The sequence below is a fragment of the Shewanella sp. MTB7 genome (assembly GCF_027571385.1).
GTDB lineage: Bacteria > Pseudomonadota > Gammaproteobacteria > Enterobacterales > Shewanellaceae > Shewanella.
The window spans coordinates 905,089-918,229 of record NZ_CP085636.1; the positions used below are offsets into that span (position 1 = coordinate 905,089).

Genomic DNA, 13,141 nt, shown 5'->3' on the forward strand with positions numbered 1-13,141 from the left:
ATAAACTGGTTTTTGAAACTCGTGGAGCGGGGAAGCATATAGAAGATAAGGGTCATTTTATGATTAAAGTGAAGGACCTAGATAAATGGTAAATATGAGCGAGAAGAGTACCGATTTGCATGATTTTATTATGAACCTGTGTAACAGTAGTTTTAATGGTAGAGCTGTGTTTTCTTTAATTGAACATGAACTTTATTATGAATATTTATTAAAGCCTCGAAATAATGAAGGGAGTGAAATTAACATCCTTTTAGATAAAATAGAGCCTATCGAACTGTTTGTTAGTTTAGGAGAAAGTAGTACTTACATCGAGTATGAGGCAGGTAATGAATTTGATAGAAATATGTTAGTTAATCTATTCGATATAGCTATTAACGGTAGATTGAAAGAGATAAAGTATTTTTTCTTTAATTATCAAATTAGATTGGATTCGGTAGTCGAAAATACAGATAGCCCTGTCGTACTGATTGGGTATAAATCATTTTTTTACTACATACTTCCCATTACGTCTGTCTATGAGGTTAATTATAAGTCATGGTAAGTTAGACCTATTGCATTAAAAATTAGGTATGTATTGTACTGGAATTAAGATCTAACTATTTTTCTAGAAGGAGTTTTACTCAGTCCTAAGTATCGAACGTCAGTATTGGCGTTCGAGTCATGCTGGGGTTTAATCGCTTCTGTGTCCAATACAGGCACATCGGTAGAAGTGGAGTTGGGTTCTCTAGCTGCACGAAAAGGGCTTGTTGGCAGGGATATTTCAACGCTTAACGTGCAGGAGGTTCAAATGTTGAAGGCCTCTTTAGTTAACAAAGGTACCATGGATTTTTACAGCTGGTCGGCAGCTCAAAATCGCGTGGAGTTTAACTCTTTTAATCATAACTACTGGATGTCTGAGTATTCACCAGTGTTAAGTTTGACTTCAAGGGGGAGGGGGTGGCGTCAGGGCATTTTCGGTATTTCATGATAAATGGATGGCAAATTGGGATATCAGTAGCACCGGAGTGTTAATTGCCACCATCCCGCCGGCTGTTGTTGGGCAATATTATGCGTTGGGTGTCGGGAACTATTATTATTACATGAATAATTTGGAGGAGTAGCCTATGCGTCACGTTACGAAACTGCTAGCGATTATGTCCATTGTACTTATCCTGAACGGCTGTGCGTATTACGTTTACAACACTGGAAGTGCGTATGGGTTAACAAATGTTGAAACGACAAAATATCTAGGGCACCAGCAAAACACGGGTTACAGCTCCCCTATATTTACTCCAATTGTTACGCTGGATAACGGGGTTCAAGTAAAGCTTCATTTCTCTGGTGGGTATAGTCGTCCTCCAGGGGAAAGTGATTCAGAACACTTTAATAACCTAAGAATAGAGATATTTATTACTTCCTTAGAAGAGGGGATTCGCTTAGATACACAACATATCATGATGGACCAGTATCGTATTAGTAAGAAAGCTAAGGTTAATTTTTTAGAGATGAAACGATACCCGAGTAAAGCGCGGAATAGTTACGGTATTGATGTGTGTCAATATCCGCCAGAGGATGTTCAAGTCGACAGCAATTCTTTTGATATTTTCTATGATTTCTATCAGAAAGACAGCATTAGTATCCCTTATCGACAAGTTGATTTTAATTTACTCCCAGTACACTTACTTGCAATCGATACTAATATTTTGTGCGGAATATTAGTTGCAATGAACACCAACCTAGCGGGAGATCAAGGTTTCTTTACGCTTACACTCCCTTTTATAGAAGAGGGACAAATCACTGAATATACCCTATATGTTTATCCTGTTGAGTATCGATTTACGGCTAAGTGATGGTTTTTTAGCTGGCGAAGAACCTGCAAAACTATAACCGTTATGCTTATGTGTTGAATAATCCAATGAGTTATAGCGACCCTACTGGATTCTTTTTCGATAAAATTTGGAAAGCGATTAAGAAATATTGGAAACCCATTTTGGCGATTGTCGTTGCTGTCGTGACTTATGGCGCGGCATCTGAGTGAGTATTTTATCAGTTGGGAATGGGTCTCTTCCGTTTCATCTGGAGTGGGGCTTAGTATTGTTACAACTTACAGTTTATCGACTGGTGGCTATGCTTTAGCTGGTGCGGCAGCGGGGGCTGTTGCTGGAGGGATAACAACAGGAAGTTTAAGTGGCGCGGCAAAAGGTGCGTTAACTGGTGCCATTATGGGGGGAGTCACGGGGGCATTAAGCAGTACAGGAACCAGTTTTTCTGATTCAGCATATCGGTTGTCATTGTCAGCAGTGGGAGGGTGTACTGCAGGATCTGTATCTGGAGGCTCTTGTGGTGAAGGAGCAAAGCTGGCAGTGATAGCGCAGGGACTAAAGATAGGTTTGGATCATATTGCTAGAACGAATACGTCTCTAGCAACATCCCAAGGGGAGGCTGTCGTAAAACCTGATGGACGCTTGAAGGCTAAATGGATAAAGGAAGGTAAGTATGTCGATTGGTTGGATAAAAATGTTGATAATACAGGGATGGGAGTAACTGTAGATAATCTTGACTATGAGGATCTAGTAGGGCTTCCTGTGTCACAAGCAAAGACCATTTTACTGCGGCAAGGAATTGTTCCGGGCAGTGTTTTAAATAATCTGGGGTTAATGGGGGAGTCAAGTCCGTATATGAGTTATTTGTCTCAGAATTTACCTGGTTTTAGTGGCTCATCAATTACTCATGATAGTTTAGTCGGTGTAGTGGAGCGTGCTGCTGGTATCGAGCATACTTGGTATGGAACTGCATTTACCATTGGATCCATTCCTCCCTCATTTGTGGCTCAATACGGAGCTTATGGTGTATATAGTTCTAAGTATTACTACAGTAATATAAACAAGGAATAAGTTGTGAAATATTTATTGTGCTTAATTTATATATTGTTCATAAATGCTTGTACCTCAACCACTATAGAGGTTGTAAGTATACCTTCAATCAAACCATGGGATTTGGTTAAGGATGAGCATGTGTATAAATATGATGAAAGTTTGGAGAGTTATATAGAGTTAGGTAGTGTAGATCTTTCATTGATACTTTCTAATTATGAAACCAAGTATAGAGGGAGCTCTATACTTGGTATTGAAATGAACCACTTGCCTGACAGTGTATTCGATAGTGATGAAATCAAATTATCCTTAGGTGTTACGCCTAAGAAAAATGTTGATATAAGCACAAGGAATATTACTTTAGTGGTTAATATCGATGGTGTTGAGTCATACATTAAGCCATATAAAGTTTTTAGGTATTCTCCGTCTGTTTTTTGTGGCTTTGATCGTTACGCACTAACAGGGAACAGTTATAATAGCGTAGAGGTTAATAATGATAAAGATGAACTGTTGGTCGGGAGTGGGTATAAGGACAATTGTTATAATTTATTTTTTAAGTTTACGCGTACTATGTTGAATGCTGATTTTGCTGTTGAATTTAAAGGTTCATTATTGCCTTTGGAGTATGAGAGGATATATTTTCATAAAAAAATAATCATGTGGAGAACTTCAAATTAATATCTCAAAATATATTTGTTTGTGTCGACCTAGCTACCGGCAAGCACCGATTTGGGTGGAGCGGAAAAAATGGCTCTGACCAGTATAAGTTGATGTATCGATACAAGAAAGCCCATATCCCTACAGGAATCAAAATACAACGGGTACATCCAAGCAAGGGGTGATAAATAGAAGTTTTAGAAGAAGAAATGTTTTCATATATAGATCAAAAATTAAAGACCGGCAGTCAGAGTTCTTTAGATAAATTGAATTCTCTTTGTATGAAAGATAAAGAGGTCAAAATAGGCGAGAAGAAATGCAAAGAAAATAGTTGGACTGAGCCTTTATCTGACGGAGTTATTTTTATTGTAGAAATTTCATTTAAAAAATGTTTTTTTGATGTTGTATTTACAAAAGGGGTGTTATTTATGGGTTTGAACAGAACATTTTTCTCTCAGGAAGAAATGTGGGACTTAGGTTTTGGTTAGAAGTTTTTTTTCGATTGGATTTGGGAAGCGATTAAGAGATATTGGAAACCTATTTTGGCGATTGTCGTTGCTGTCGTGACTTATGGCGCGGCATCTGAGTGAGTATTTTATCAGTTGGGAATGGGTCTCTTCCGTTTCATCTGGAGTGGGGCTTAGTATTGTTACAACTTACAGTTTATCGACTGGTGGCTATGCTTTAGTTAGAGCGACAGCCGGTGGGGGCATTATTTACCAATTAATAATTATAGCGTTGGGCTTGATTTGTTTATTATTGGTTTTTTATCCTTCTTGGTTTCTTATATATTTCTACTTATTAAAAATTTTGTAACAGGAAAGCCCTAGGTAGGTAATCAAATACTTCATTTTCTTACCTTAGTAGATTACTGTTTTTGTCAACAGTTTTGTTGCAAACTCACATCGAGCAGCTATAAATTGAGGAGAATGACTCTCTCAGATTCGGCTAGTCTGTTAAATAATTATTCGATTTAAGGCTTCAAGGCTTCAACTAAGAACTCTCTTAGTACGACTAAGTTGTTGTCAAAACTTTTTCGATGTGCCACGACCATATTTAACGGTGACTTTTCTTTGCAGTAATCTGGCAGTAGCGATACTAAACGCCCCGCGGCAATATCCTCACGTACATCTAAGCAGGTTTTATAGACGATACCCATTCCCTTAACGGCCAATAAACGAAGGTAATCGCCATCGTCTGATAAATGATTACCACTTACTTTCACCGAAACAGTACTGGTATCTTTAAAAAATCGCCAATGACTGTTTAACATGTCGTCACTGTAAAAGTGTAAACAGTTATGTTTTACCAAGTCTTCCGGCGTTTTCGGCGTGCCATAGCGGGTTAAATAATTAGGTGAGGCGCATAATTCCCGGACAGCATTACGCAGTATGGGTAAACACACTAAGGCCGAATCTTCGGGCTCACCATAACGTAACCCCACATCTACCGTTTGAGAATAAAAGTCTGCGTATTTATCACTTAACTTAACCTTCAAATTGATGTCTGGATGGTATAGTTGGAAATCCATCAAACAGCTAAGCAAAGTGTTTCTACCCAGGTCGGAAGGCACTGATAAGGTAATACTGCCTTTAAGCTTATCCCCTAAAACAGCCCTCTTTCCAATATCTAGGTTTTTCAATGCCTTAAGTGCATAAGGTAAAAAGTTACGACCACTTTGGGTTAATGTTAAACTGCGTGTAGATCGCTGTAATAACCGAGTGTTCAATTCAGCTTCCAGCCGCTTTACGGCGGCACTAGTAGCGGCAGGAGTAATTGACAATTCACGGGCTACGGCAGAAAGATTCTTAAGTTCGCATGCAAGCACGAATATTCTGACGTCAAAAAATTTCATCATGATTTTCAATTTCTCGTTGAAAGTGTTTTCGATTTTAAAGATATTATAAGAAAAAACAATAACCTTTATGCTGTTTGAAATCACCAAAGGAGAGTTACACATGACACTATTTCGTTCCCTAAAACTGGCTACTGTTACCCTGGCGACTTCGTTAATATTAAGCTTGTCGGCTCACGCCAGCAATTTCGAAAAGTTCCCATTTGAAAAAACACTATTTGACCAACTTCAAGCCCAAGGCGATACAGTTTTAATTGATGTATTTGCTCCTTGGTGTCCAACGTGTAAGAAACAACAAGAGGTTATAGGCGACTATTTTGCTGCCTACCCCGATAGCGAGATAAAGGTGCTTGTCGTTAACTTTGATGATCAGCCTCAATGGGTAAAGTTCTTTAAGGCGCCACGCCAATCAAGCCTGTATCTATACAAAAATGGCGAGCAGCTTTGGTTCAGTGTGGCTGAAACCCGTGAGCAAAAGATCTTTTCCGCTTTGAATTCAGTGAGCATGTAATATGGATACCTTTGCCATACCACTAGCGTTTGCCGCTGGCATACTAAGCCTGTTATCGCCCTGTGTATTACCAATGATACCAGTTGTCGCAAGCTCTGCAATGCGCAGTTCTCGCAAGGGTATAATTACCTTAGCGTTAGGGCTGAGTCTATCCTTTGCGTTTGCTGGAACCGTGCTCACTTTCGCGCTGATTAGTTTAGGGCTATCGCCAGAGGTATTGCGTTACTTCTCGGCGACTTTGCTGCTGATTATTGCCGTTGCCATTTTAATCCCCAAAGCTGGAGACTGGCTCACAATAAAACTGTCAATGCTCACTAGTCGACTGCCAAATCATCAAGTTGATGGCGAAGGTGTAGTGACACAGTTTGCCGTTGGCGCATCATTAGGTCTAGTGTGGCTGCCCTGCGTTGGCCCAACGTTAGGGGCAGCTATTGCCCTTGCATCAACAGGTCAAAGTATGGGCTCTGCATTCATCATTATGCTGGCTTTTGGTATCGGTACTGCAATTCCTTTGATTGGTTTCAGCCTGTTAATGAAAAACTCACTGGGAAAATGGATCAGTGGTGGCGCGGCAGCCAAAAAAGTAATGGGATTATCTTTAATCATTTTGTCATTGACCATTTTCACAGGATTTGATCGCACATTAGAAGCGTTAGCACTTGAAATTATGCCAGAGTGGCTCTACAACATATAAGAGAATACGATATGAAACTTACTCATTCCGTCATCATACTTGTCGGCTTAACCGCACTCGCCTCATTGGCAAGTGCAACAGATAACCCTGTTAATACGCCTCAAGTTTTACCCAAAGTTATTTTCTTTGACGTTAATGAAACACTGTTGGATTTAGGCAATGTGGCCCAGTCTGTCACTCAAGCATTAGATGGTCGTGACGACTTGGTGAATAGCTGGTTCACTACCATGCTGCATTACTCCTTGGTGAGTAACGCTATTGGTGAATATCATCACTTCGGCGATATTGGCGTAGCAGCGCTGCAATTAGTCGCTAAACAAAATGGTATAGCCATATCTGAGGCTGAAGCAAGTCAAGCTATTCAAGCGCCATTTCGTGACTTACAACCTCATCTTGATGTCATTACGGGCCTTAAAAAGCTACAAGCCTCAGGCATTAAACTGGTCACATTGACTAACTCCTCAGATGCAGGCATAGAGAGTCAGTTGAAAAATGCCAATTTAATCCAGTACTTTGACGATTCATTAACCGTTCAACACCTGCAAGTGTTTAAGCCTGATTTACGCGTATATCGGTGGGCGCTTGAACAGATGCAGGTCGAAGCAGATGAGGCTATGCTTATCGCCGCCCATACATGGGACATTGCCGGAGCAGCCAAAGCTGGCATGCAAACGGGCTTTATTCAGCGCTCCGGTCAATATCAGTTTGCGCTAACAAAAAAGGCGGATTATGTGGCGGTTGACCTGATTCAGTTGTCAGAGCAAGTGTTAACCAAGAAGCCATAACGTAGATAGATATTCAGTTACGCAATATCAACGTCTCAGAGTGGGACGTTGATCCCTTGCTCTGTGTAATAAATACAGGAGGCATAACAGGTCTATACACCTCATGTGTAAGGATTGTTATCACCTCGCCTAAGTATGACCGTCGTAGAGGTGGCACGGGTGAAGGTGTCTCATTTAAAATCTTGTATTATTGGTGCGATAGACTCAGAAAAGAAGGTCAACCCGTGCCAGGTAAAACATTAACGGTTCTGTCGCAAACTGATAACTCGTCGCAATAAATTGAGGAGATAGGACCCTCTAGGTCGTTAAAAATCGATATGTTGATTTTAAGCCTACCTTTGCTTGTGTTTTGTAAAGAGTTAAGTCTGCATTACCTCATGTATAAACCCTTATGCAGGTGATTTACACACTCCTAACAAACAAATTGCAGAGCAGATTGCTCTTGAATTAATAATGACAAATCTACACTCGATACAATATTAGAATTGAACTTTGGGGTGTAAAGAATTTTATTATCGTCTAAAGTTATGACTGCTGCCTATTTGAAATTTCCACTGATTTTGTGAATGTGAGAACGAGTATTGATGTCGAACAGAGATATACTTGATTTGTTTGCATCACTCTCCCATTTCGTGCAATCACATCATCTAGATTACCATTTCCTAGAATTTCAGATGACTGTTGCTCAATGTTGCCAGCCACGTTGAATGAATTGTCTATCTTAACTTCGTACACATGACCTTGAGTAACAGTGCCTTCTAACGTTGAAGTAACAAGGTATAGCATGTTTTTAACTTATCGAAATCGATCCCGTTCACGCCGTTTCTGTTTAGCTCAGGAGCAGTAATTAATGTAGAATAAGAAATAGATGTACCATTAAATGTCGTTAGCTATTGCTGGGCGGTCAGTTGCTATGGCCTTTACTATTTCCCTTATGTCTCAGGCGGTGACGCTATCGACGTTAATGGTTCCTATATGGGGGCTATGTCTTTGCGATAGATGTGTTCTGGCGTGTTTGAGTCTTTTGATTTTATAATTTGATCATTTCAGTAGTACATGATTTTTACAGTGTTCAATGGAACTAGTGCAATATTTAGTATTAGTGATATCTTATATTCTGAAGTATGGTTTCAAGTTGCTTTAGAAGATGATGCTGGTCTTGAATTTTACCGGACGTATTGGTGCTAATTCAGAATGATAAAAATTGGCTATAGTGTTACTTTTTAGGAATAAACAATTAACAGTTGCTCTTGATGAGAATGCAAATGATAGTGATTCTCGGTACCAGGTCGGGTGTGGGACGATGTAAGTAAAATAGTTATAATTTAGTTATTAATTAAAATGTGATTCATTCTTGATGTAACCCTTCTTGTTTTGCCTCTTAATAAATATCATTATAATCAGTTAGTTATTACTTGGTGCTGAGTCCGTCCTCCGGTACCAATAAAATAGAAAAGCCTGCCTTCGAGCAGGTTTTTTTATGTCTGCGATTTGATGAAAGATTTTTAAGCCTTTATTGGAAGGCTCATTTTGGGGCTGTTTAAGCGTTAACTTTGTAAGATCTGTAAAGGCAGGCTCAACATATCATCGCCTGTTCCGGCCAAGTACCAGATAATGCCAATGAGTGCGCCGACTGTTAATAGGTACCAGACAGTTGAGAATATCTGCCCATATCTATCTAGTGGGAGAAGGTGGCTTTGATGGCGGGTTTTCCACTCAAAGACTATTTCAGCGCTACCTATCAAGAGTAAAAATCCCAATAATGCCAAGCCTAAAGTGTAACTTATATATACACCTATTGCTGCGCCTGCAATGCAGGCTGCTAAGCCCATAACGCTGTTCATAGAGAAACTTACACTCTTTAATATATGCCCACCGTCTAATGGCAATATTGGAAGTAGGTTGAACAGGTTTAATAGGGCGTTGAACGCGGCTAAGCCTGCGAAGAAGGGATTTTCAGTTATCCAAAAAGCCACTAATGCCATGATGGACATCAAGAGACCAAATGTGGGTCCCATGATCGATATCACCACATCTTGCCAACGGGTATTTATCTTTTCATCGCTGAGCGCGAGTCCACCCATAAATGGGATGAGATAGATCCCTTTGGTTTTCATGCCAAAGTATTTCATGGCTTTTATATGACCATATTCGTGGAAAACCAGGCAGGCGATAAGGGCCAGAGCAAACTGAAAGGAAAATAACCAAGAGTAAGCGGCTACACTCGCCCCAGCTAGAACCACTTTGATGACTTTTGCACTTTTAAGCAGTTTGAAGCCAAGAGAGGCCAGTCCAACCATGCTAAACTGTCGCTTTACTTTAACAGGTATCACTGGTATTTGACGCTCAATATCCTTGCTATTTCGGCTGCCTTCAGCAACTAAAACATCATCGACAATCAAACGGTAATCCAGATGGAAGGGCTGCCAGACCAAATCTGTCTCAAGGTTCACATTGATCGTTCTAGCGTTAACTTGTTCAGTTAACGCTAGAGAATCAGGGGATAATACTGGGTTGTCATGAGTGATTTTAAGCGGTGGTGAGAGCTCAAATTGATGGTTTTTAAGACCTTCGTTATCGGCAGAAGCTTGTTTTACTGAAACGAGTTCACCGCCCCAAAACAGTTGCTGCCAGCCTGCCATCGAACCTTCCAATCTTAACTCTTTTCCTAAACAATCAATTTTTAGTAGTTCCACTCTGTTCTCTTAGCATTATGTGAATTCTAATATAGCAGGGAAATATACATCGAAAGAGGGGGGAGTGCGAGTGGAAAGCGAGTAGCGTACTTAAACGAATTTAAGTACGCTACTCTAAATGAGGAGTTAATGTTTAGTTTCGTAATCGAATTTCAGTTCAGGGCCTTGATTGAAGACCATACATGTTCCATGTTCACGTTGGGTGCGGTTAAAAGCTTGTCCAATATGCAGTTCTACGTTGGCAAAAATATGCTTATGTGCTTCAACATGGTAATCCCGGTAGTAGTTGACAATGTCTTGTTGAAGTTTTTCATATTCAGCTTCTTCAATGGCTCGTCGAGCTATGAGTTCATTTTTTTCATCGAGCATCATCTGTACTTGCTCTACCATCATCTCATCGTTTTGCCATTCACTTTTTGGTGGAAGCTTTCGTAATCTGGCTTCTACATCAAGCCCGCTAACGACCATAGCTTTAATGCTTTGATCTAACTCTTTAGCTTGCAGTTTTAGCTCGCTCTGTTTCATTGCGCAGAAAACTTCAGTTTTTGTTCCAGCAGTGGCACCAATTACAACCGCTATGACTCCGTTATCAGCTTTAACAATACCGCCAACTAAATCGCCTCGTCGTCCATTAGGGTCACTAACCGTCAGCTTTTGTCTCGTTTGGGTATAGCTGTGTAGTAATTGCTTGGTGACTAAAATCTCACCTTCAGCTTCTAAATCTGAATATTGAATAAATTGAGCACAAATTTGCCCTTTGGCTCGAATTTTGGTGGACAACTCTTTCTCTTTTAGCTGTCTGCCTATGATTCCTTTACTGACAATGACATCCCCTTCTGCAATTAAGGTTGCTGAGTCGACAAAGCCCATGACAGTGATATCTCCGCTACTTTTGACCACCATACCTTCATGAACATCACCCGTGACTAAAATACTGCCTTTAAAGTCGACATTACCATAACCAACATCGACGTCTTTAATGTTGAGTACATCATCGACTTGCATTCCCGTTTTGGTTTCTACTGGTTGACCAGCAACGGAAGCAATAAGGTGATTGGAATTAGTACTGGAGAGTTCAGTGCCATCGCCAACGGTGAGCAATATGTCTTTACCTGGAACAGGGATTAAAATTTCACCGTGAATAGTGTAGCCGCTGGTTCCTTCAGTGGCGGGGTGTTTGACTAGAAGAAGATCTTTGGGGTCGACCATGATGACTGCACCCAAATTATGCATATCGACAGTCCCATCTTCTCTTTCTTGCGGTTGTAATAATCGTTCTCGGGCAAGGGGAACTTTGCGTTCAATAGAGGCATTGATGCCGTTTTTGCATTGTTTACCAGTGGCAATAATGGATTCACTGGTTTCACCAGCTTGTTTTTTTGAAAGGTCTTTGAGTAATGCCTGAATCTTTATCTTGCTCAATCCCATACACACATTACTGGTCTTAAGTGCTTGAAGAATACCTTGTATGGTTATCTTCTCTCCGCCCCAAGGAGCGGTAAGCTCCATCTGCGCTGACATTCTATCTTCGGCTATTTTAACTTTAATCTGACCATCAACACGTTCTGCAATCTTGAAAAACTGTTCAAATTGACCGTCTTCTTGATCACACAGTTGATTTACCTGAGTCACCGCTGTTTGAATTACATTTTGTAACGGATGCAGCTGATTAAATTCTGGTAATGCCAGCAGTGCCATAACCGCACCCTCCGAAAGTGGTCCGTGGGTATTGGGGATCACCTTAAATTCAACAAACTCTTTATCAATACTTAATTCAATGAGTTCTGGAGCCAGCATATTTAATTCCATTTTTGATGATTCGTTATTTTTATTTTTCTCATTTGAGTATAACAGTATAAAGTTTGGCCATAGAAGGACTAGAGAACCGAAAAGTGATCCAAGATAACCTGTTTATTTATAATAGAAGTAATGTGCGAAGGTAGGGAGAGAAAAGCGAGAGTGGCATTGAATTCTAATGTCACTCAAAGGGTTGGTTAAATCGACTCTTTAATGGCTTATTTGTTCGAGTAAACTTTGTACTTATTGTTCTCTACCAGCACATTTACCTGTCCGAAAAACTCAGAAATTGTGTCGCTATAGGGTAAATGTCGATTAGCAACAATATGCCAGTAACCTCCATGTGCAAGTTTTTGTACACTTTCTCTTACAAAGGTTTTGGCAATATCAGTCGTGCTCTTTAAGCCATCATGAAAAGGAGGGTTTGAAATGATGCCATTAAAATGACCTTGGGTTTGAGATAATCCATCAGAAGGGTACGTTTCTGCAGTAAAATTATTGGCAGCTAAGGTCAGTTCACAAGATTTTAGGGCCATCGCATTAATATCGACACACTCTAGCTTGAGCTCGGGCTGAGCTTTGAGCAGTGCTGCTGCTATAACGCCTGCTCCGCAGCCGAAATCTAATACTCTGCCAGATAATTTAGGCAGATGTGACAGTAGCAATTTAGTTCCTTCATCCAGATGTTTTTCACTGAATACACCGACCAAATTACAGATGGTGACCTCACCTTGTGGTGTATCGAGTTTATATTCACTGATCCAGTCGGCTAACTTAATAATAGGAGCCTTTTTGATAAGTTGGCTAATGAACAATAAGCAGTGTCGTGCATTGTCTCGTTTAAAGGGAGTGTCGAAATAGTCTGGTATCTGTTTAACGATTGAGCGCACGCCCCCTTTATTTTCACCTACGATAATGAGATCGCCATCTTGGCACAGGTGTTGTCCTGCGAGGTTGATTAGGTAAGCAGCTAAAGCTTTAGCTTTTGGATAATAAATAATAACGCTATCAAATACTTCATCGGAGGTAGGTAGCTGGTGACCAAAATGAAGAGTCAAATTTGTTGTACTGTGCTTACTCATAATCAAATGATGAGTATAGTCGAGCGATAAAGCGGTAACGCTTGCGGCACTTTCAAGTAACTGTTTAGGCAACAGATCGCCTTCATAGTTGAGAACTAATACATTTTGATTGCTAAAGAGGTCGCTATTTTTAAGGATAAGTTGAGATGGATTAGTTAGCACAGACGATCACGGTTAAAAAATTTGTTGATGATTATATCGTAAAAAAGTGT

Annotated in this window: 15 protein-coding genes and 1 pseudogene; 11 read left to right on the forward strand and 5 right to left on the reverse strand. The window is 40.2% G+C overall.

What is annotated here, in order from left to right; all coding sequences use genetic code 11:
- The first annotated feature begins 85 nt into the window (after positions 1–85).
- The 7 genes from HWQ47_RS03680 (at position 86) to HWQ47_RS03710 (ending at position 3,997) form a co-directional block, all read left to right on the forward strand.
- Positions 86–541, forward strand: a complete 456-nt coding sequence (locus HWQ47_RS03680; protein ID WP_269969842.1) for a hypothetical protein — start codon at positions 86–88, stop codon at positions 539–541.
- A gap of 246 nt (positions 542–787) precedes the next feature.
- Positions 788–967, forward strand: coding sequence for a hypothetical protein (locus tag HWQ47_RS03685; RefSeq protein ID WP_269969843.1), 180 nt, complete (start codon positions 788–790; stop codon positions 965–967).
- Positions 968–1,103: 136 nt separating this feature from the next.
- The gene (locus HWQ47_RS03690; RefSeq protein WP_269969844.1) at positions 1,104–1,829 is read left to right on the forward strand and encodes a hypothetical protein; all 726 of its coding nucleotides are present in this window, start codon (positions 1,104–1,106) and stop codon (positions 1,827–1,829) included.
- Between the two features lie 65 nt (positions 1,830–1,894).
- Entirely contained in the window at positions 1,895–2,017 is a 123-nt protein-coding gene (locus HWQ47_RS03695) for a hypothetical protein (RefSeq protein ID WP_269969845.1), read from the forward strand.
- Positions 1,998–2,873: a hypothetical protein gene (locus HWQ47_RS03700; protein WP_269969846.1), complete on the forward strand. Its 876-nt coding sequence runs from the start codon at positions 1,998–2,000 to the stop codon at positions 2,871–2,873. The genes HWQ47_RS03695 and HWQ47_RS03700 overlap by 20 nt, the downstream gene beginning before the upstream one ends.
- Before the next feature lie 3 nt (positions 2,874–2,876).
- Entirely contained in the window at positions 2,877–3,530 is a 654-nt protein-coding gene (locus tag HWQ47_RS03705) for a hypothetical protein (RefSeq protein ID WP_269969847.1), read from the forward strand.
- Between the two features lie 260 nt (positions 3,531–3,790).
- Positions 3,791–3,997 (forward strand): hypothetical protein, encoded by a 207-nt coding sequence (locus HWQ47_RS03710; RefSeq protein WP_269969848.1) that lies wholly within the window; start codon positions 3,791–3,793, stop codon positions 3,995–3,997.
- A gap of 485 nt (positions 3,998–4,482) precedes the next feature.
- Here HWQ47_RS03710 and HWQ47_RS03715 read toward each other — a convergent pair whose 3' ends face one another.
- The gene (locus HWQ47_RS03715; protein ID WP_269969849.1) at positions 4,483–5,367 is read right to left on the reverse strand and encodes a LysR family transcriptional regulator; all 885 of its coding nucleotides are present in this window, start codon (positions 5,365–5,367) and stop codon (positions 4,483–4,485) included.
- A 100-nt stretch (positions 5,368–5,467) separates the two neighbouring features.
- On the opposite strand from HWQ47_RS03715, the gene HWQ47_RS03720 reads away from it, so the two are divergent.
- The 4 genes and pseudogenes from HWQ47_RS03720 to HWQ47_RS03735 all read left to right on the forward strand — a co-directional run.
- Positions 5,468–5,875, forward strand: a complete 408-nt coding sequence (locus HWQ47_RS03720) for a thioredoxin family protein (protein ID WP_269969850.1) — start codon at positions 5,468–5,470, stop codon at positions 5,873–5,875.
- 1 nt (position 5,876) lies between these two features.
- A complete protein-coding gene (locus HWQ47_RS03725; RefSeq protein WP_269969851.1) occupies positions 5,877–6,569 on the forward strand; it encodes a cytochrome c biogenesis CcdA family protein in 693 nt (230 codons plus the stop codon).
- A gap of 11 nt (positions 6,570–6,580) precedes the next feature.
- Complete coding sequence (locus tag HWQ47_RS03730) at positions 6,581–7,354, forward strand: haloacid dehalogenase type II (RefSeq protein ID WP_269969852.1); 774 nt, start codon at positions 6,581–6,583, stop codon at positions 7,352–7,354.
- 114 nt (positions 7,355–7,468) lie between these two features.
- Positions 7,469–7,599: pseudogene (locus HWQ47_RS03735) on the forward strand (helix-turn-helix domain-containing protein); the annotation flags it as partial.
- A 280-nt stretch (positions 7,600–7,879) separates the two neighbouring features.
- Here HWQ47_RS03735 and HWQ47_RS03740 read toward each other — a convergent pair.
- From HWQ47_RS03740 to HWQ47_RS03755, 4 genes are all read right to left on the reverse strand, one after another.
- Positions 7,880–8,140, reverse strand: a complete 261-nt coding sequence (locus HWQ47_RS03740; RefSeq protein WP_269969853.1) for a hypothetical protein — start codon at positions 8,138–8,140, stop codon at positions 7,880–7,882.
- A gap of 761 nt (positions 8,141–8,901) precedes the next feature.
- On the reverse strand, positions 8,902–10,050 hold the full coding sequence (locus tag HWQ47_RS03745) for a site-2 protease family protein (RefSeq protein WP_269969854.1): 1,149 nt from the start codon (positions 10,048–10,050) through the stop codon (positions 8,902–8,904).
- 126 nt (positions 10,051–10,176) lie between these two features.
- A complete protein-coding gene (locus HWQ47_RS03750) occupies positions 10,177–11,847 on the reverse strand; it encodes a DUF342 domain-containing protein (RefSeq protein WP_269969855.1) in 1,671 nt (556 codons plus the stop codon).
- Between the two features lie 218 nt (positions 11,848–12,065).
- Entirely contained in the window at positions 12,066–13,091 is a 1,026-nt protein-coding gene (locus HWQ47_RS03755; protein WP_269969856.1) for a methyltransferase, read from the reverse strand.
- Between the last annotated feature and the right edge of the window lie 50 nt (positions 13,092–13,141).